Genomic DNA, 21,528 nt, shown 5'->3' with positions numbered 1-21,528 from the left:
CCATTATTATAACCTGAGCGAGTTGAAAAAATGAGAGGGTTTGAATTTAAACATCAGGAACGTCAGATTCGCCAATTGATAAGATTCTGATTTCGGCATTCGGCATCGTGAATGATAATTTTACAGATTCACGATGTCGAGCTGTGGCAACGGATGCGTTGTGTAGGCCAGAGTCTTGGATATTCTATTTAACATAATATATATTATACGAAATAGTATAATTAAGACTTTGATATTTAATATTTTTTAATTTATTGGTGCTTAAATCTTTCATCTGTGTAACAAACTTGATTTGTTGCTCTTACACATCAAACATATTTTGTGCCGCCAAGATCCTACGCAATACTGACAATATTATTTGTCCTGCCACAATCCTTAGACAAAAAAAAGCCATAACAATTGTTGCTATGGCTAGTTCACATGTATTTCTATATTTAAATCAGTCTACTGTTTTCCTGATTGTTGATTTAGGAAGATTTGATTTCCTCACTACTAAATACTTTAGTCTTTTGCTCTATTTGATCTGGCTTTAAAAATGAAGATGCAATAATCGCAATCACTGCAAAGCCTGAAATATAGGCAATAATTAAATTTGGGCTTCCATCACCAATACTTAGCAATTTCGTCGCGATTAATGGTGCTAAACCGCCACCTAGCACGCCTGCAAATTGAACTGAGATTGAAATACCGCTATAACGTATTTCTGCTGGAAATTGGCGTGAAAATAACTGTGACTGCGGTGCATACATCAAAGGAAAAACCACACCAATACCAATCACAATGGCCGTCCAAACCAATACTGGATCTTTAGTATTTAACATCGCAAAAAATGGATAGCTATATAAAGCTAGTACGCATAAACCAAATCTAAACATATTTTTTTGCCCAACTTTATCAGACAAATGCCCAAAAATTGGCGTAATAACCATGATGACTGCAGCACCACAAATTGTTGCAAACAAAATGTCTTGTCGAGGAATATTCAGCTGTGTGGTTGTATAGGCTAATGCAAATGTCGATGCTAAATAGAACCAAGCATTTTCAGCAGCTCGAGATAAAATAATCGTAATCAACTGCTTAGGATGATTTTTAAACACTTGTTTTGCTGGAACTTTAATTGATTCGGTTTGTGCTTTAACTTTTTCAAAGTCTGGAGACTCAGGCACTTTTACGCGAATATACCAACCTACAGCCAGTAAAATAATGCTGGCTAAAAATGGTAGACGCCACCCCCAGCTAAATAACGCTTCTTCAGGCAACATTGAGACTAACCCTAAAGCCACCGAAGCGAGTAATAAACCACCACCTGTACTGGCTTGCGGTAAACTTCCCCAAAAGCCTTTTTTACCCGCTGGCGCATGTTCTACCGCCATGAGGACAGCTCCGCCCCATTCTCCACCCATGGCCATGCCCTGTATAAATCTTAAAATAATTAAACAGACCGTTGCCCAATAACCAATGGTTTCAAATGTCGGTAACAACCCAATCATCACCGTTGGAATACCCATCAACATTAATGTGACCAATAACATTGATTTACGACCGATTTTATCACCAAAATGGCCAAAAACAATTCCACCAAGTGGTCGACCAATAAAGCCTACAGCATAGGTAGCAAATGCTGCCAATACGCCAGTTAAGGGATCAAGATTTGGGAAAAAAAGTCGATTGAAAATGAGTGCTGCGGCAGCACCATAGATAAAAAAGTCATACCATTCGATGGTTGTACCCACCATGCTGGAAATACCCGCTAAACGATGCGAGGACTTGGCTGGTCGAGCTGTATTTCCCTGTACATTTTGCATTGTTATCTTCCTTATTCTGCAAGATATTTCGATGTTGCATTTTCACGATGCTTGGTTTATGTGATAATTTTCTTCTTGAAAATCAATATTTTTAGATCTTATATCTGTTTAATTTACGTTGAGTCACTTGTTCATATTGAATAAGAAATTGAATATGAATATTGTCCAAGGGTTTGAACCGTTAAAGTTTTTTAAATCACTGATTAAATAGATATTTCCTCCATTATTTTGTCTAAAGCCGGACTAGACTGTTGCCACTTTGGCTGTTTGTCTTTATCCACAATTAATGCGCGCACACCTTCGACAATATCGCCATGTTGAAACCAAACGTCTTGTAAATGTCGTTCAATTTGCATGCATTGCTTCAGTGAAAGACCACGACCTAAATGCTGGAGTTGTAAACTGATTCTTTTCGCGATTGGAGATCGTTGTTCCAAGGTATTGCGTATTTTTAGCGCCCACACTTGAGCATCATTATGCTGTTCATTTTCAAGACTATTTTCAATGGCATCAATGCTATCAAAACCAAAATGCTTACGAATTAAATCTGCATTTTGACTAAGTTCACTTTCCGCTGGTCGAGTAATATATTTCGCAATCAATTGTTCAATATTTTCCTTGCTGAGTTGCTTGGAATTTCTTAATTCTTCTTCTAATTGAACAAGTTGCTCACTCGGAACATGGTAGTCAATCAAATCTAGATACAACGCATCGCTAGCACTGATTTGATCGCCTGTAGTTGCCATGTACACACCAATATCATCTAAACGTGATAAAAAGTGTGTCGCAGCCACATCTGGGAAAAATCCAATGGCAGTTTCAGGCATGGCAAATCTAGATTTTTCGCTGCTGATAAGCACATGACATGCTTGGGCCAAGCCAAATCCACCGCCAAGTACATAGCCATCAAGTATGACAATAATGGGTTTTTCATACGCACGAATGGTATTCAGCATTTCATACTCAGCTTGAAAATAAGCTTGATGATCTTCTTTACCATTCATATAACTATCATAGAGATAACGAATATCGCCACCTGCACAAAATGCTTTAGGACTATTTGAGCGAATAAGTACAGCATGAATATTAGTTTGATCAGCCCATAGTGCTAATTGCTGTTGAATCCCTTGAATCATTTCCAAAGACAAGGCATTTAAACTTGCCACGCGATCTAAACTGATTTGGCCTAAATGTCCATGTTCTTCAATCATTAAGTTATTTGTACTCATATCCATATAATCCTTTTTTATTTTTAATTGTTTTTAAAATTGGCTTGGCGCTTTTCAACAAATGCTTGCATGCCTTCTTTTTGGTCTTGAGTTGCAAAAATCGAATGGAATGTTCTACGTTCAAAGCGTAAACCTTCTTGCAAACTGACTTCAAATGCACGGTTAATTGACTCTTTGATCATCATGGTTGCCACTACAGATTTTTCGGCTATTTTTTCAGCAGCTTTTAAGGTCTTTTCGACCAACTCCTCTTTAGGAAAGACTCGAGCAACTAAACCGCTCTGCTCTGCTTCTGCTGCGCCCATTTGTCTGGCAGTCAGACACATTTCCATGGCTTTGGCCTTACCAATAGCAAGCGTTAAGCGCTGTGTACCACCTATTCCTGGAATTACTCCCAAAGTCACTTCTGGTAAACCGAATTTTGCATTATCGGCACAGTAAATAAAGTCGCACATGAGTGCTAACTCACAGCCTCCACCTAACGCATAACCACAGACAGCTGCGATTAAAGGTTTACGGCGCTGAGCAATTCGATCTGCCAGATGAAAAAAATCATCCAAATAAATATTCGGAAAACTCAGTTCAGCCATTTCCTTAATATCTGCACCAGCGGCAAAGGCTTTTTCTGAACCTGTAATAACCATACAACCGATGGTTGGATCTCGATCTAAATCATCCAAGGCCAAATTAAGGTCTTTAATTATTGTGCTATTCAACGCATTTAAGGCCTGAGGACGATTTAAAATAATGAGTCCAACACCATTGTTCTTTTCGAGCAGAATCGTTTCAAATTGCATGTGAGATCCCTATATATATTCGATATTTATGAGTAGGCTTCATATCTGAAGCCTTTTCGTTTAAATGTCTTAATGACAACGTTATAAGCTGCGGGCAATTACTAAGCGTTGGATATCACTCGTGCCTTCATAGATTTGGCAAATACGTGCATCACGATATATGCGCTCAATCGGGAAATCTTTGAGATAGCCATAACCTCCAAAGACTTGTAATGCTGCTGAGCAAACACGTTCAGCCATTTCAGATGAAAAAAGCTTGGCCATAGACGCTTCATTTAAACAAGGCTGTCCTGCTTCTTTTAAACGTGCCGCGTGATAGACCAATTGGCGTGCGGCCTCTATTTCTGTTGCCATACTTGCCAATCGGAACGCAACTGCCTGATGTTCAAAAATTGGTTTACCAAAAGTAATACGCTCTTTGGCATATCGGGTTGCTTCTTCTAATGCTGCACGTGCAAGACCAACTGCTTGCGCCGCTATACCAATACGACCGCCTTCTAGATTTGATAAGGCGATTTTCAAACCTTCACCTTCTTTTCCTAACATTAGGCTTTCATGCACTCGCACGTCTGTGAGTGCGATTTGGCAGGTATCTGAGGCATGTAATCCAAGCTTTTCTTCAGTACGAATCACTTCATAGCCGGGTGTTTCTCTTGGGACAATAAAAGCACTCAGGCCTTTTTTCCCTGCACTTGGGTCAGTCACAGCAAAGACAATAATGACCCCTGCATTATGACCCGAGGTAATAAACTGCTTAGCACCATTAATCACCCATTCATTGCCATCTTTAACTGCACGAGTTTTAATGGCAGCAGCATCTGAACCTGTATGCGGCTCAGTTAATGCAAATGCCCCGATCATTTTGCCTTGTGCTAAAGGCACTAAATATTTCTGCTTTTGTTCTTCTGTGCCAAATTTAGCAATAGGAACACAGCCTACCGAGTTATGTACACTCATAATGGTTGAGGTTGCCCCATCTGCCGCGGCAATCTCTTCTAAAGCCATAACATAGGCAAGATTACCTGTATCTGAACCACCCCATTCATCTGATACCAACATACCCAATAAACCCAGTTCTCCCATCTGCGCTAAAGCCGCTTTGGGAAAGGTACCGTGTTTATCCCATTCGGCCGCTTGAGGTTTAATTTGTTCCTGTGCGAAACTGCGTGTCATGTCCTGAATTAATAATTGTTCTTCGGTAAATTGCATCTTATCTTCCTGTACATCAATCAATTGCTTTCATCCAGTTTGAAAATGACTAGAACTGAATGAAAGCTTGATTTTGATCCTGATTGTTCGGCATTAATTTAGAGTTAATCGTTGCGTCATTTAACTTGCATGCTGCGTAGATTGTTTTGCAATCTCTTGATTTCTTAATAAGAAACGCTGAATTTTTCCGCTTGGGGTTTTCGGTAGTTCTTGAACGAACTCCACCAGTCGTGGATAAGCATGTGCAGATAAGCGCTTTTTCACAAATTGCCCCAGCTGCTCTGCTAATTCTTCTGACGGTGTGACATGCTCAGCTAAAATCACAAAAGCTTTTACAATTTCTGTCCGATCAGGATCAGGTACACCAATGACTGCTGCTTCAATCACTGCATCATGCTCAAGTAAAGCGCTTTCTACATCAAATGGCCCGATACGATAACCTGATGTTGTAATAACATCATCATTACGACCAACGAAGCTCATACTGCCATCTGCGTGTAATTCTGCGGTATCACCCGTGAGGTAATAGTGCTTTACAAAGGGTGACTTACGACTTTCTTTATAGCCACCAAACCACATCATCGGTGATTGACTAATATCGACAGCCAGTACACCCGGTGTACCTGCAGCCAGCTCTTGTCCTTGTTCATCAACAACCGCCACGCGATATCCTGGACTGGCATAACCTGCTACACCTGCGCGAATATCATGTTGTAAACCATGATGATTACACACCACCATACCGACTTCAGTCTGCCCATAATGGTCAAAGATCGGTGCATCTAGGACTTGTTTAAACCAACGGAACACTTCAGGGTTAAGCGGCTCTCCAGCACTACTCACGACTCGGAATTTCCCTTTGAGTTTTTCCATTTGTTCAGGATCAGCCGCCATCATCATTCGATACGCTGTCGGTGCGCCTGCAAGGTTCGTCACCTTGTAGTCATCTACGATCTGACACAAACTATCAATGCTAAAACCACCTTCGTAAAAGAGTGTTGCATGTCCAAGTAAAAGTGGCCCAGTGATTCCATAATACAAACCATAAGCCCAACCCGGATCGGCAATATTCCAAAACGAATCATCTTCACGTAGCCCTACCGCATTTTTCATATATTGACCAAAAGCGATTAAGGCTTTGAGCGGGACTTCTAAAGGTTTTGCAGGACCTGTAGTACCTGAAGTAAACATCAAAAGAAATGGATCATTAATGCTCTGTAAGACAAATTCACAATCTGTAGACTGTGCTTTGACTTCATCCCAAAAGTTTAAATCCCCCTGTTGAATTCCATGACCCGCTCGATCTGCAACAGTAACGATTTGGGGACAATGTGCAACTTCATCTAATTTACTGCGATTACCCACATCACTGATCACCAATTTGCTTTGTGCAAGGTGTAAACGATGTTCAATGGCTTTGGGGCCAAAGGCGGTAAATAGCGGTTGATATACAGCACCTATTCGCCAAGCCCCTAAAATCACCACAAGTAATTCAACTGTACGAGGTAATAAACCCGATACACGATCACCTTTTTGCACACCCTGTGACTTTAAAAAATTGGCAAATTGGCTCGACCACTGTTGCAGCTCTGAAAAGGTATATTGTTCTTTCCGCCCATCTTTGCCTTGCCAATATAGTGCTACCTTATCTTGATCAATCGCATGACGGTCACAGCATTCATAACATGCATTTAATTGCTCTAAAGAGCCTGATAACATTTCTTTGGCAGCATGATTTAAGTCAAATGCCTTTGCAACATCCTGATAATTCGACATCTTCTCTACCTCAGTCTCAATTTATTGTTATTCCGACACGAGTGTTTATATTGTTAGCCATCCCTAGGCTAGATTGGTGTTCAATGCGATTCAGCATCCTTAGGTAAGTATTGCTGCACAATGCTTGAAAAATCTAAGTGTGCATTACCTTGTAAACACAGCTGTTGATACATCTGCTGAACCAGTCCGCCTAAAATAATCGGCTGTTTGACTTGTCCTGCAGCTTCTACAGCCAATCCTAGATCTTTCAACATCAGCTGCGTTGCAAAACCATCGGTATAGCCGCGTCCCGCAGGTGCATTTGCTGAAATACCCGGCCATGGATTACATACATCCGAACTCCAGCAACGTCCGCTCGAACTATTCACCACACCCGCTAAGGCTTGAGGATCAATCCCCAGACGCGCACCGAGTGCCATACCTTCAGCAACGGCTGCCATGGAAATACCAAGAATCAAGTTATTGCAAATTTTCGCAATTTGACCTGCACCCACATCACCACAATGCACAATGTTTTTACCCATATGGCACAGTACAGCTTTGGTTCTTTCAAAGGTTTGATCATCTGAACCGACCATAAAGGTTAATGTACCTGCCTGAGCACCAATAGTTCCGCCTGAAACAGGGGCATCACAGATTTTTATCTGATGTGCAGCACCGGCTTCGGCTATATCCTTAATGGTTTGCGGATCAATGGTACTGCTATCGATACATAAGCTTCCTGCTTTCATTACCGCTAATACACCATTTTCTCCCAAGTACACTTCTTTGACATGCTTGGCAGCAGGCAACATGCTCATCACAACATCTGCTTGTTTCGCTGCATCTTGTGGGCTGTGGCAAACGATGCCACCTGCTTCAATAAAATGCTGAATCGCAATTTCGCTTAAGTCGAAACCGTAAACCGTAAAACCTGCTTTGAGTAGGTTTTGGGCCATTTTTCCGCCCATGTTTCCTAAACCGATAAAGGCAATATTCATCCTTGAACTCCTAAATTAACGTAGGTTAATGGTGGTATTCACTTCACCTTTTTCTTGTGTATCTTCGAACCAACGACTGGTGATGGTTTTGGTTTGTGTATAGAACTGAACTGCTTGCTTACCATATGGACCTAAGTCACCCAGTTTTGAACCACGCGATCCTGTAAAGCTAAAGAAAGGAACAGGTACAGGAATTGGAATATTGATACCCACTTGACCAATATCGATATCGCTTTGGAATGTACGAGCGACTGCACCACTTTGTGTAAATAGTCCTACACCGTTGCCAAATGGATTGGCATTAATTAATTCAATCGCCTGCTCTAACGTATCAACATGTATAATGGCTAATACGGGTCCAAAGATCTCTTCGGTATAGATACGCATATCAGTTGAAACTTGATTAAAAATTGTTGCTCCGACAAAGTTTCCTTGCTCATAGCCAATGACTTGAACATCACGACCATCCAGTAACAGTTCTGCGCCTTGCTCTACACCGCTTTGAATTAAATCCAGTACACGTGCTTTTGAGCGAGGTGAAATGACTGGGCCAATATCGGTATTCGGTTCATGCCCTGCATTGACCTTCAGAGTTTTGGCTTTTTCAACCAGTTCATTGACCCATTCTTTACTTTCACCAACCATGACAGCTACCGACAAAGCCATACAACGCTGACCCGCCGCACCGAATGCTGCACCAACGAGAGCATTTAAGGTTTGTTCTTTATTGGCATCTGGCATCACCACCACATGGTTTTTAGCCCCCATCATCGACTGCACACGTTTTCCATGCTGTCCTGCAAGGTTATATACATGTGTACCAACAGCTGTAGAGCCTACAAATGAAATGGCCTTAATAGCTTGATGTGTGCATAAACGATCAACAACGTCCTTACCACCATGCACTACGTTCAATACGCCTGCTGGAATACCGGCTTCAATCGCAAGTTCGACAAGCATCATGGTCGATAATGGATCTTGTTCAGATGGCTTTAAAACAAAGGTATTTCCACTGACAATCGCCATTGGGAACATCCACAGTGGAATCATCGCAGGAAAGTTAAATGGCGTAATTCCTGCACATACACCCAAAGGTTGCTGCAAGGTATAGGTATCCACACCACGTGCAACACCTTCTATATATTCGCCCATTTGAAGTGTGCCAACCGAACACGCATGCTCAACGACTTCTAAACCACGTTGAATATCACCTTCAGCATCTGCAAGTGTCTTTCCTTGCTCAGCAGTCAGTACGCGGGCAATCTCTTTCATATTGCTACGGATGAGATCTTGTAGCTTCAGCATAATGCGCATACGTGCTTGAACAGGCGTTAAGCGCCATGTTTTAAAAGCCTCTTGCGCTGAAGCAATCGCTGCATCCACTTCTTCCATAGTCGCCATTGGAACACGACCCAAAACCTCTTGAGTTGCAGGATTTAGAATGTCTTGCCACTCTGTAGTGTTTGACTCTATAAATTTACCGTTAATTAATAATTTAGCCGTCGCTGACTGAATATTTGACATTGTGTTCATGACCTCTCCATAGGTATTTATTGTTTTGTACTGACTTAGAAAATATCCAAAAGCCTTATATTTATATTTTCCAATTCACTTCAAACTAGCAAAGAAAATTTTGACTACCAATAGAGATTCACGCACGATTGATGTGCAAATATGCACAGGGATGACAATAACAATGAAAGTAGATTGGGATCATTTACAGTATTTTTTGGTTTTGGCTCGTGCGAAAACCCTAACCAATACCGCACGTATTATCGGTGTTGAGCACAGTACGGTATCTCGACGTATACATGCGCTAGAACTGGCTTTAGGCACGCCATTATTTAAACGTGAAGCCACAGGTTATGAGCTTACTTTAGAAGGTTTGGCACTGGTTCCTCGGGTTGAACAAATGGAACAGGCTTTTTTACAAATCGAAAAACCCAACCAACCTATGCAAGGTCGTGTGCGAATTGGCACACCCGAAGGATTTGGAACAGCATTTTTGACACAGCTCTTGGCAGAATTGTCCAAAAAATACCCTCTACTGACGATCGACCTTATTCCTGTCCCGAAAATGATCAAGCTTTCACATCGTGAAGCAGATATTGTTATTTCCATCGATCGACCAAAATCAGGCCCCTATATCATTACTCGACTGGCAGACTATTGTTTAAAGATTTATGGCAGTAAAGAATACTTAAAAAATACGCAACCCATTCATACATTAGAAGATTTAAAATCACACACTTTTGTGAACTATATAGATGATTTGGTCTATAGCCCTGAACTGTATTGTTTAGAACGTTTACCTATTCAGCTCAATGCAAACTTTAGAAGTAGTAGTATTTTGGCTCAACAAATTGCTGTGAGTGCGGGTGCAGGATTGGCAATATTGCCCAAGTTTTTGGCCGAGGAAAAACCCGAATTAGAACAGGTCTTGGCGCAAGATGTTCGTTTTGTACATACCTTTTGGATGCTAACCTTAGTCGATTTACAACATGAGCCACGCATTAAATTGGTTTGGGACTTTTTGAGAAAAAGAACCGACCAATATCATAGTTTATTAATGGATTAAGTCAGGATGGCTGCTTCTAAACTATAACTGTTATAGAAATTTAGATGAATGTTGTATCTATGCTTTCAAGTGATATACCCCAATAATCACCTATAACCATTAGGGATTTAGAGTACATCTTATGAGCAATCAAGAGCCTAAAAAACCGCAAAAATATGCAGACAGTGAAATTTCAGATAAGGCCTTTAAACGTGCCATTATTTGGTTCTCAATCTATGTGCTTTTATTCTGTATTGGTGTAGCGTTTGTCGTTGGTGCAGATAATTCTTATCTACCTTAAGCGATAATCTATTCGCTTATTGCAACTCGCTATTGCATGTATATCTTACATTTCATGTTTGCTCATGATCAGTTCATAAAGTATTAATCGGATCATTAGGCCAAATAAATTGGTTTAAATTTGAATTTAAAAAAAGCTTGTAAGTCTAGATTTACAAGCTTTTTTTCATTTTTAAAGTGATCAAATTACAGCTATAAAATTACTTGCCCATCTGAAACGCTTATGCAGGACTGTGCTTTTTAACTTGGTGCTGTAGATGTGTTTGAATATATTCACCGTATACCGACATTTTTTCAAAGATGTGTTCTGAATAAAACATGTCTTCTACCAAGACTTGCGCACGGTCAAACTCATATAAACCTAATCGTTGTAAAATTTTGGCATTAATAAACGAAAATTTTTGGCATAAATCGATATATTGCTGATCTTTGTCTTTAAATAGCAGCTTTAACATATTGATTTTACTTAGATCAAAGTCAATCGGTTCAACTTTATCTGCCAAGACATGGATTTCAACATCTAAAAATTCAGCAAGCTGATTTAATTTTTCTAAGTCGATATGTAGATGTGTAATACAAATGATTTTGGAAACTTTCGGATTACATAAGCTATTGATCAAACTAAAATAGAAGTATTCTGCTGGCGATAGTTGTTCATTATGTAGCTCAATGTAGACATTTAGTCCCGATAAAACATCATCAACTTTAAATGCGCTAAGTTTAGCCTCCGCTTGATAATAACGATTTAATATCGCAACATTTTCAGGGCTTTGCGGTGTAGCGTAGATCACCTTCTGATTCAAATTCGCTAAAATAAAGGGTGCAAATAAAAAAGCAGCATTTTCAGCCTTGGCGTGCATATGCTCCTGACAAATACTGACATAGCCCACTTGCTGTACTTGGCGCAAAATTCGACTACGTAACAGCACCGCTTCTAAATTAGTATGCTGTTGTTGCAGCAGATGCAGCGTTGAATCTGTCAATGGAACATCCACCAGTAAATGTTGTAACAGTTCTAATTCACTGGCTTTAAACATACTCAACTCCCTAACTTCCATACCATTTGACACCACAAGTGTTGTGGTCAATGCACCTTATAAAAAATTCAAGCTTAAAACTAGATACAGTGAATTTGAAAAAACATATAACAGTACAGACTCATCTGTTATAAAAATATAATGCACAATTAATTTTACTGATATATTTATAACAGAATTTTGTCTTGTTGATGACTATGTATAAATCGGAACAGCTCGCACAGCACCTACGTCAACTGATTGAAAATGGCACTTTAAAAGCGCACGAAAAACTTCCGTCTTTACGTGAACAAGTGCAGTTGTCCGGTTTTAGTTTAATCACGGTCATGAATGCTTATCAGGAGTTGGAATCACGTGGCTTAATCTATGCACGTGAGAAATCTGGCTACTATGTGGCGCAAGGCTTAGTCGAAATAGAAGCTGAACAAACTCAAATCGTGTCCTTAAACACACCGGTTGAAATTAACTCTCTGGTCTTTAAGTATTTAAAATCAATACAAGATGAAAAAATCATTCCATTGGGTTCAGCCTTTCCATCTCAAGACATTGTTTTTTCTAAAAAGTTAACCCAAATCATGGGGCAAATTTCCCGAAATCCCAAAAGTTACGATGCCATTGATAATCTTCCACCCGGTAATTTAGCCCTACGTAAGTTGATTGCACAGCGTTATTGCATGCAAGGCATTGCCACAGATCCAGAGGATATTGTGATTACCTCAGGCTGTATGGATGCACTGAATCTTTCCTTACAGGCCATTGCCTCACCGGGTGATTATATTGTGTTACAGCAAAATATTTTCTATGGCGCCTTGCAAGCTGCAGAGCGCTTAGGCCTTAAAGTGGTGACCTTACCTGAACATCCACAAGATGGTTTTGATTTAACCGCGTTTGAACATATTTTAAAAACTTATCCCGTCAAGATCTGTTGGCTGATGCTGAATTCGCATAATCCTGTGGGCTTCACAGTCAGTGATGAAATCAAGCAAAAAATTGCCGTGTTATTACACCAATATCATGTGCATTTAATTGAGGACGATGTGTATGAGGAAATGCATTATGCCTCTAAGAAGCCCGTTTCAATGAAATATTTTGACCAAAATAATATGGTCTTACATTGCTCATCTTTTTCTAAAACGTTGGGCGCTGCATTTCGAGTGGGTTGGGTACACGCCGGTAAATACTCTCAAGCGATTCAACACTTACAACTCATGAGCACGATTTCCGTTAATACCTTATTGCAAAATGCCTTGGTGGAATTTATTTCAAATTATCATTATGAAAAACATTTACGGGTCTTAAGAAAAAGTCTACAGCAACATAAATTACAGTTTTACCGTTATTTAGAAAGCCGCCTACCGACTGGATGCAAATTACAATATCATCCAAGTGGTTATTTTCTTTGGTTAAAACTACCGGAAAATGTTGAAAGTATGGCAGTCTATGAAGCCTTAATTCAACAGCAGATTGGCGTTGCTCCAGGCCGTTTATTTAATGTTGCGGAAGCCAAAACTCAATATATCCGTTTAAATTGTTCCTTTGCATGGAAGGATGAGATTCAACAGGCTTTAGATGCCCTCCTTAGTACAATCTCTGCACTTTCCTCAGATCAGACGAATATTTGACAATTTTTATTGTCATTATTATGCTCAAACAGATATTGTTCAAATACATATATTTGTTGTTGAGATAACAATGAATTCATTCAATATTTACCAAAATTCAAAAAACAAATAGGTTCGTTCATGGAAGATCAAAAACACAGTCAACGCATACATGCCTTTAGTTCGGATGTACTCACAGATCTAGATGCTGTGGGGATTGCACAGCTCATCAAATCTAAAGAAGCCTCCGTGCAAGAAATAACACAAGCGGCCATTGCACGTGCGGAACAAGTGAACCCGCATCTAAATGCCATTGAACTGGACTGTTTTCAGCGTGCTTTAGAGCAAAATCAATATGTTGAACATGGTCTTTTTGCGGGTGTCCCTTTTTTCTTTAAAGATAATCTAGATTATCAAGGATTGCCCTCACGCCATGGTTCAAAGGCCATCGGTTCAAAACCAGCCGATCGTAATCCTCAAATTAGCCAACAAATCTTAGATCAAGGGTTTGTCGTATTAGGAAAATCCAAGCTCCCTGAATTTGGTCTAAATGCCAGCACCGAATATAAAGATGGATCAGCCACCTATAACCCTTGGCATTTAAGTTATTCCTGCGGTGCATCTTCAGGGGGTTCCGCAGCTCTCGTTGCAGCCGGTGTAGTGCCGATTGCCCATGCCAATGATGGCGGTGGTTCGATTCGTATCCCTGCTGCATGCTGCGGTTTGATTGGATTAAAGCCTAGCCGTGGCCGTACTTATGACAGTGAAGCAGCAGGCTCTCTTCCGATTAATATCATCAGTGAAGGTGTCCTAACCCGTAGCATACGAGATACTGCTCATTTCTATGCAGGAATGGAATCAAGTTATTACAATAAAAAGCTGCCACGCATAGGCATGATTTATGGGCCTTCTAAACGTCGATTACGCATCGGTTTAGTCCCGCAATCGATTACAGGGCAAATAGATAGCGAAACAACTGCAACCTTAATGCATAGTGCAGCACTCTTAGAAAAATTAGGCCATCATGTTGAAGAACTTCAATTACCTTTTTCCTTAAGCTTTGTTGAAGATTTTAGTGAATATTGGGGGATGTTATCCTTTTTACTGAGTACCTTTGGCAAGAAAATCTTTGGCGCTGACTTTAATCCAAAAGAGTTAGATCACTTAACCGTTGGTTTATCGAAGTTGTATAAAAAGAACTTTTATAAAACCCCGCTGTTTCTGTATCGATTAAAGAAAATGCAGCAACAATATCGTGAAATCTTTAAGCATTATGACGTTTTGCTATCGCCTGTACTTGCACATACCACACCTAAAATTGGCTATTTGTCACCTCAATTACCGTTTGACCAGTTATTTGAGCGTATACAGAACTATGTGACATTTACACCTATCCAAAATGTGGTGGGTGCGCCGGGTATGTCGATTCCTATGGGAGAAACGCAAAACGACGGACTACCGATCAGTATGCAAATTTCAGCCGATGTCGGTGATGAAAAAACCTTAATTGAACTGGCATATGAAATTGAAGAAGCTCAGCCATGGCGACGTATTCAGGATATGCCTCGAACTGCTTAACAAACTAATCAAAGAGTTAAAAAAAGGGAGCTGATTGGCTCCCTTTTTTATTTTCAGATCCGCAGCATAAGGCTTTTCAATTGTTCGCTGTATTTGAATATAAGATGCTTAATTAAAATGATACGTCAGTCCTGCATATACCGCCCGACCTTCACCCGGTGTTAAACGAGCAGGATCTTTGCCGGCATCGTTATAGCCCGATGTCACGGTAGATGCATATTTTTTATTGGCCATATTTCTGAAATCCAACCAAGCCAAATACTGTTTTTGTGGTTGCATATAGCCGAATGATGCTCCCCAAATTTGCCAATCTTTTGCGTAGAAGCTATTGGCATAGTCGGATGCGACCTTTGCGGCATAAAGTGTATTAACCGCAGCATAAAAGCCTAAAGGATGTTCGTATTTCAGTTCAGCCTGATAGATGTGTTTTGGTATACCTGCAAGCTCATTTTTTCCAAATACCGCATCATTTTTATAGTGAAAATCATTCAAGGTATAGGCTTGTTTCAGTTGAACTTGTCCATATTCATCATTTTGCCAAAGTGAACTGTTTAAACCGAATTCAATCCCTTGATGAATGGTGTCTGAAGCATTCGATTCGGCAATAATCTTTTTAGGCTCTGGTTGGATTTCAACAGCCAACAGTTCATTTTTAACCTGCGAATAGTAATATGCAATATTCCACTCACCTAGTGCATGTTGACCACGCCCACCTAGTTCAAGAGTGTTCGCTGTCTGACTATTCAAATGAATCGGAGCACTTTGGCGTCCCGTCGCTGCGCCACTTTCGTCGGGGAACTTTTGATCCGAACCCCAAATTAAAGCCCATGGATGTGGTGCTTCTAAGCTTCGACTGACATTGGCAAAGAGCTGTGTTTCAGGTTGGATTTGATATCGAAAACCTAGCGATGGCAGGACATTCCATTCACGAATATTTTCTTTATGACTTTGCACAGGCCATGTCACTTCACTTTCACGATGGGTGTACGCCAATGCAACTCGACTATCGAGCCAAAACTGTGGGTGTAGTGCCAAGGCATTGGCATAATGTAAAACATAGTCACCACCTTGGTAGGTATAATGCCGCGTTTCTGTATCCGCAGCATAGGCGCCTTGCGCTACACGCAAGCGTTCAACGACCTGACCATCTGGCAAATGCGTGGTACTACGAAAACCTAAAGTATTTTGGCTTTCATGCCCCCATAGCGTTCGGTCAAATTGGTAGTTAAATAAGGTAATGATATCGTCATAGTCAACATCGGTACTATACAAACCTTCTTGCAAATCCATCGGATAATGATGATAGGCCAGCCCCAACTGTAAACGATCGCCCGAGTCCAAAGTCATATTGGTTTTATTCGCCAACCAAAGACTTCCCGGCTGCGGACGATTATTATTCAGCGAGATATTTTGGGCTACTGCTTGTTTTGGATTTTGTTCAATCTGTTGTTGGGTTAGACGTCCCGGCGTTTGGTGTTCAGTCTCTCGGTAACGCAGATAAAAACGTGTATCTAGGTTAGGGTTTATTTTATATCCCACATTGGCCGATAAACCTTTGCTCTGGCTTGAGGAATGATCTTGAAAACCATCATCATCACTTTGCGTTAAGGAAAGATAATAGTCTAAGTCGCCGATTTGTTGTCCTGAGCTGATTTCACTTTTCTGATAACCGTGGCTACCCATTTCATGATGCACTGACAGTTTTGCTGCATTTTTTCCAGTTGGGCTATCATAGTTAATTAGACCACCCAAGCTTAATGCACCACGTGTTAAACCATTAGCCCCCCGTAAAACCTCTATATGGTCTACCCACAGCGGCTCAAGCAGTTCATAAGGTGTCCCACCCGGCCCTGTAAATGGCAAATCATCTAAGGTCACATACAACCCTGAAGCATGCGCCCCCGGTGCACGATTGATCCCCGAGCCACGTATCGACAGTTTCACCCCTTCATTTCCTGAAGATGCCGCGTATATCCCCGGTTGATTTTTAAATAAATCAGCATTTGTTCGCTTGGGTACATCTTGAATGTCTGCTGCAACGATCGCATTGGTTGCACCATTTACTTTAGTCAGTGCTTTTTTTATTTGATCATCCATTGAACTTTGTTCAACGTTAATGGTGATTTCAGGTAATACATTGCTATCTGCAACACTATATGGTGCCATCGCGGTGAGCATCATCAGGCTTAAAAGCTTAAGTGACGTGTTGTTATATTTGGAAAATTGAGGGACATCCATGATTGCGTCTTCTAAGTGAAACGAAATTGACGGCAAGGATTATAGTGTGTTTTATCATCATGTATGTATCAAAATATTTCAAAATTCATGATATTTATCAATATCCTTCTTCGTATTTTTATATTCAAATGATTTGTTAAATGAAATAAAACAGATAATTATATTTTTTAGTCAAAAATAAAAGTTTCTAAATAAGATAAAAGCCCTCAATCAGTGAAGATCAAGGGCGTGTATGGATTGAGAGTACGCATTGAAAGATTTTCGGAAAGTTAGATGTCAAATCCTGAACATACTTTCAATCACGCTCTCGTTAAATTGATATTGAAATTTCTAAGGCAATTTAAATTAAACAATTCTCTGTAACGGCATTAGAAGTTGTACATCGCGACCGCATTGATTCGGTTATCTTCACCCTTAGTACTGCCATTTGGTGCAGCACCAAATGCTTCACGTTCACCATAGACATATTCCAGACCTAAACTAATCGGCTTAACAGGGCTGTAAAATACATTTGCCCATGCTTGCCACAAGTTTTTATTGGCCTTGGTTTTATCGACTAATGAGTTGACATAATCTGCATTATTATCTGCTTTCATATAACCATAGCCCAATGTTCCGCGCCATTGTGCTGAAATTTGTTGAGTTAAACCTACTGTAATCGAGTCAAATTCATTGGTGGCGATGATGTCTTTATCCGCATTGGTCACAAAACCTTGGTTGGTCCATGACACAAAACTACTGTCGCCTTTGACATGGTAATAATCCGCTTTGAGCACTGTTTTATCCGTCAAATCTAGCTTTGCGCCCAGACCAAGCCCCCATGCAGTTTCTGTATCCGTATCCGTTTTCTTTTCAGCACCCATCGCACGTGCGCTCAACGTCAGCGTATCTATCATTTTATAATTTAAACGCGCAGTTAATGCAGGCAAACGCATATTTGAGCTGTCATCTTTAGAATCTTCAGCTGCGAGCACGAGATTTGTCTCAGGACTAAATTTGTGACTATAGCGAATTTGCGGTGTACGTTTAACAGCACCACCGACATAGCCCAATGCATCAATGGTTTCAGGCATATAATCAGGTACAGCAAAGTTAGACCATGTTTGCCCCACCAACCAATTGCCATAGGTTAAATAGGCATGACGAATACGTAGTCCATCATTTGCACCCAAAAAGTCGACTTCAATTTTACCGCCTACATCTCCCACTTGAGTCGGCGTTTTAAAGTCTAGGCCTAAACGTGTGGCAGCAAGTGTTGCTTTTAAACGATCTGAACTTTCAGCATTCCCTTCTATCGGAACACTATTCATTTGGTTATACAGGCGAGATAAGCTGCCGCCTTCTGCCTGATAAGATGCATCTGCTCGCACATTGCCATACAAGCTAAACTCAGCGCCCGATTTGGTATTTAAACTCAGGCTCGGTGTTTGAGTCGGTTTTTGATTCTGCGCAGCAACTACAGACCCTTGTTTTACGTCTTTGATTTCACTCGACAAAGTGTTTTGCTGTTGAACATATTGCTGCATCATGGCTTTTAACGCTTTGACTTCTTCACGCAACTGCTCAACTTCAGCTTCGCTGACTGCCGCATGTGTCCACATGGGGAACACGGCTGCACAAGCCAGTATCATCGGTTTAATTTTAAAGGTTTTTTTGACTAAATTTAGCTTTTGAGTTTTCATCCTGACCTCGATTTGGGCAATGCCCTTTCCTTATTTTTTGTCACAATTTTCCACTAGCCCTCATGCTGTGCATTAGGGCCTGGAAACTTAAAATTTTGGGTAATGTTAAATTTATTTAAGAATGCTTAATTCGCTGGATTTTTGATGGCTTGCGTATTGAGCTTTGGCGACTGACCTTGAGTAGACGCTTCTACTGACGCTTGCAAATTCACCATAAAGATCGCTAATGCAGCTATGACACCGGGAATGGCAATCACCAAGAAGTTCATTTGATGCGGCAAATTCATGGTTAACAGCGCACCAGTAAGTACCGGTCCAACGATTGCACCAATTCGTCCAATCCCCGATGCCCAGCCCATACCTGTAGAACGTACCGTAGTTGGATAGTATTGTGCGACAAAGGTATAAAGTAGGATTTGCGAACCAATAGTAGCTGCACCAGCAACAGCAATTAAGGTATACAGAACCATTTGCGGACTGTTAAAGCCCAGTAAGATTAAAGCCAACGCGCCACACATAAACATGATGCTCAGTACTTTTTTGATATGGAATCGGTCTGCCAAAGCACCACCACCAATAGCACCTACCATTCCACCAATATTCAGTGCAAAGAGGAAAATCATACTTGCACCAAGTGAATAGCCAGCTTGAATCATCAATTTTGGTAACCAACTTCCAAGTGCATAAACCATCAATAAGCACATGAAAAATGCAATCCAGAACATAAACGTACTGAAACTACGGCCTTGTTGAAATAATGCTTTTAACGGAGCTTTGTCTTCTTCAGAAACCTCATTGAGTACAAATTGAGTATCTGTTGTGAGGACTTGTTCAGGGGCAATTTTAGAGACAATCATTCGAGTTGTATCTGTTTGATGCTTTGAGGTTAAATACATCAATGACTCAGGGAGGAATTTCCAAATTAAAGGCAGTGCTAGACATGGAATAATTGCAATATAAAACATGATTTTCCAGCCATATACAGGCACTAACCAAGCACCCAATAATGCTGAAGCCATACCACCAATAGCATATCCACTAAACATTAGTGCAACCAAGGTGCTTCGTATACGTTTTGGCGCGTATTCTGTCATTAATGCGACCACGTTCGGCATAACGCCACCAATGCCTAGACCGGCAAGAAAACGTAAAATACCAAACTCAACTGGGGTACTTGCAAAAGCGCCACAGAAGGTAAAACCACTAAAAATACCGACACAGATCATAATGGTTTTTTTACGACCAATTTTATCGGACAGTGTGCCAAAACACATGGCACCAAACATCATGCCAAATAAAGCCGTACTTGCCAGTAAGCCGGCTTGTACCGCAGATAATGACCACTCTTGCATCAACAACGGTAAGGCAATGCCATAGATCACCAAGTCATAACCGTCAAAAATAATAATCAAAAGACACCAAATTAAAACACCCCAATGAAATGGCGTAAATTTGGCTTCATCAACCAAGGTATTAATATTAATTTTCTGGTTTTGCATAGCCCACCTCCTAATTGTGAAGCTTGTAAAATTCGCTTTTCACAATGAATAAGTCGGTGCTTAATGTCCAAAACCGATTAGGCATGTTTGTATACCTAAAAAGTTGAATACAAATTAATCCCTTGATTCCGCTTTATTTAAATAGATCATTTCATATGTGCAGTTCATCTGAACGACTAGCGACAGCATACTCAAAACACAGCACGATCATATGGAATCGCTTCTAAATCATACACTTGATAAACACTATCAAATAAACCACGAATATCTTCGCTTTCATCCATATTACGCACAGCCATAAATACAGGGCTAATCGCAGCTTCATCTAAGATAGGAACAAATGTTAAATGTGTTAATTGCACACTTTGGGCACTCATTGGGGTCATACAAACCCCTTCATTCGCTGCAACAAAGCCCAAGGCCAGTTGTAATTCACGTACTTCACGTACTTTTTTAGGTTCCAAACCATACTCTGAAAATATGCCACGCACTTGGGTCGAAAAATTCGGTTTATTGTGATTTGGGTAAAAAATCAATTGTTGATCGATCAGATCTGCAAGATAGACTCCTTCCTTTTTTTGTGCCAAAGGATGACTAGCGTGTAAGGCAACTACTAAGCGTTCTTCACGCAGTAAAACCCGTTTAATTGCAGGGTCTGAAATACGCAAACGCCCAAAGCCGACATCTATACGACCTTCCTTTAATGCTTTGATTTGTTCTGTGGTGGCCATTTCCTCCATTTCTATTTTTAAATGTGGATGTTGTTGTTTAAATAAGTACAAAATATTCGAGAGTAAACCAAACAATAAAGAGCTCACAAAACCGATTGTCACTGTTCTTTCTGTCAAACCGATTCGTTTCGTCATTGATTTAATTTCTTCTGCATTAGACAAAAGTTTTAAAGCATGATGATAAAAAAATTGGCCTGCTTCTGTAGTCTTAAGCGGACGGCTACCGCGTTCAAATAACTGAATTCCAAGCTCATGTTCCAAATTTTGAATCTGCCGACTCAAAGGTGGTTGAGCTATATATAGTTTTTCTGCCGCTTTGGTAAAACTCTGCTCTTCAACCACCGCGACAAAGTATCTTAAGTGTCTTAGTTCCATGGCTATCAATACCTATTAAGTATAATAAAATGCAAATTTGATCTTCGACGTGAAGATTTTATTCTTTTAAGGTATATCACATAGACAGGATTAAGCAAATTTAATCCCATCCAACAGATCAAAAACATCGTGCA

At 40.4% G+C, this 21,528-nt stretch carries 16 protein-coding genes; 4 read left to right on the top strand and 12 right to left on the bottom strand.

Annotated features, from left to right (window positions below):
• Positions 1-467 precede the first annotated feature (467 nt).
• The 7 genes from FTU36_RS05170 to FTU36_RS05140 form a co-directional block, all read right to left on the bottom strand.
• Positions 468-1,805, bottom strand: a complete 1,338-nt coding sequence (locus FTU36_RS05170) for an MFS transporter (RefSeq protein ID WP_180116931.1) — start codon at positions 1,803-1,805, stop codon at positions 468-470.
• Between the two features lie 203 nt (positions 1,806-2,008).
• Positions 2,009-3,034 (bottom strand): enoyl-CoA hydratase/isomerase family protein, encoded by a 1,026-nt coding sequence (locus FTU36_RS05165; RefSeq protein WP_180116930.1) that lies wholly within the window; start codon positions 3,032-3,034, stop codon positions 2,009-2,011.
• A gap of 23 nt (positions 3,035-3,057) precedes the next feature.
• A complete protein-coding gene (locus FTU36_RS05160) occupies positions 3,058-3,831 on the bottom strand; it encodes an enoyl-CoA hydratase (RefSeq protein ID WP_180109346.1) in 774 nt (257 codons plus the stop codon).
• 81 nt (positions 3,832-3,912) lie between these two features.
• A complete protein-coding gene (locus tag FTU36_RS05155) occupies positions 3,913-5,040 on the bottom strand; it encodes an acyl-CoA dehydrogenase family protein (RefSeq protein ID WP_180116929.1) in 1,128 nt (375 codons plus the stop codon).
• Between the two features lie 120 nt (positions 5,041-5,160).
• Positions 5,161-6,816, bottom strand: a complete 1,656-nt coding sequence (locus tag FTU36_RS05150; protein ID WP_180116928.1) for an AMP-binding protein — start codon at positions 6,814-6,816, stop codon at positions 5,161-5,163.
• 80 nt (positions 6,817-6,896) lie between these two features.
• Positions 6,897-7,796, bottom strand: coding sequence for a 3-hydroxyisobutyrate dehydrogenase (gene mmsB / locus FTU36_RS05145; protein ID WP_180116927.1), 900 nt, complete (start codon positions 7,794-7,796; stop codon positions 6,897-6,899).
• A 15-nt stretch (positions 7,797-7,811) separates the two neighbouring features.
• Positions 7,812-9,329 (bottom strand): CoA-acylating methylmalonate-semialdehyde dehydrogenase, encoded by a 1,518-nt coding sequence (locus tag FTU36_RS05140; RefSeq protein WP_180116926.1) that lies wholly within the window; start codon positions 9,327-9,329, stop codon positions 7,812-7,814.
• A gap of 163 nt (positions 9,330-9,492) precedes the next feature.
• Here FTU36_RS05140 and FTU36_RS05135 point away from each other — a divergent pair, with 163 nt between their 5' ends.
• A complete protein-coding gene (locus FTU36_RS05135) occupies positions 9,493-10,374 on the top strand; it encodes a LysR family transcriptional regulator (RefSeq protein WP_078193328.1) in 882 nt (293 codons plus the stop codon).
• 121 nt (positions 10,375-10,495) lie between these two features.
• On the top strand, positions 10,496-10,654 hold the full coding sequence (locus FTU36_RS05130) for a hypothetical protein (RefSeq protein ID WP_168379604.1): 159 nt from the start codon (positions 10,496-10,498) through the stop codon (positions 10,652-10,654).
• A gap of 220 nt (positions 10,655-10,874) precedes the next feature.
• On the opposite strand, the gene FTU36_RS05125 is transcribed toward FTU36_RS05130, so the two are convergent.
• Positions 10,875-11,690 (bottom strand): hypothetical protein, encoded by an 816-nt coding sequence (locus FTU36_RS05125; RefSeq protein WP_180116925.1) that lies wholly within the window; start codon positions 11,688-11,690, stop codon positions 10,875-10,877.
• A 197-nt stretch (positions 11,691-11,887) separates the two neighbouring features.
• On the opposite strand from FTU36_RS05125, the gene FTU36_RS05120 reads away from it, so the two are divergent.
• Entirely contained in the window at positions 11,888-13,312 is a 1,425-nt protein-coding gene (locus FTU36_RS05120; protein WP_180117004.1) for a PLP-dependent aminotransferase family protein, read from the top strand.
• A gap of 120 nt (positions 13,313-13,432) precedes the next feature.
• The gene (locus tag FTU36_RS05115) at positions 13,433-14,869 is read left to right on the top strand and encodes an amidase (RefSeq protein ID WP_180116924.1); all 1,437 of its coding nucleotides are present in this window, start codon (positions 13,433-13,435) and stop codon (positions 14,867-14,869) included.
• Between the two features lie 108 nt (positions 14,870-14,977).
• On the opposite strand, the gene FTU36_RS05110 is transcribed toward FTU36_RS05115, so the two are convergent.
• The 4 genes from FTU36_RS05110 to FTU36_RS05095 form a co-directional block, all read right to left on the bottom strand.
• Positions 14,978-17,107 carry a TonB-dependent receptor domain-containing protein gene (locus tag FTU36_RS05110; protein ID WP_180116923.1) on the bottom strand — a complete coding sequence of 710 codons (2,130 nt, stop codon included), beginning with the start codon at positions 17,105-17,107 and terminating at the stop codon, positions 14,978-14,980.
• 368 nt (positions 17,108-17,475) lie between these two features.
• On the bottom strand, positions 17,476-18,738 hold the full coding sequence (locus tag FTU36_RS05105) for a DcaP family trimeric outer membrane transporter (protein WP_257223057.1): 1,263 nt from the start codon (positions 18,736-18,738) through the stop codon (positions 17,476-17,478).
• A 176-nt stretch (positions 18,739-18,914) separates the two neighbouring features.
• Positions 18,915-20,288, bottom strand: a complete 1,374-nt coding sequence (locus FTU36_RS05100; RefSeq protein ID WP_180116922.1) for an MFS transporter — start codon at positions 20,286-20,288, stop codon at positions 18,915-18,917.
• A gap of 191 nt (positions 20,289-20,479) precedes the next feature.
• Positions 20,480-21,394, bottom strand: coding sequence for a LysR family transcriptional regulator (locus tag FTU36_RS05095; protein WP_180116921.1), 915 nt, complete (start codon positions 21,392-21,394; stop codon positions 20,480-20,482).
• Positions 21,395-21,528 lie beyond the last annotated feature (134 nt).

This window comes from Acinetobacter sp. YH12096, from assembly GCF_013419215.1.
GTDB classification, from domain to species: domain Bacteria; phylum Pseudomonadota; class Gammaproteobacteria; order Pseudomonadales; family Moraxellaceae; genus Acinetobacter; species Acinetobacter amyesii.
This window is presented reverse-complemented; position numbering and strand designations above follow the sequence as displayed.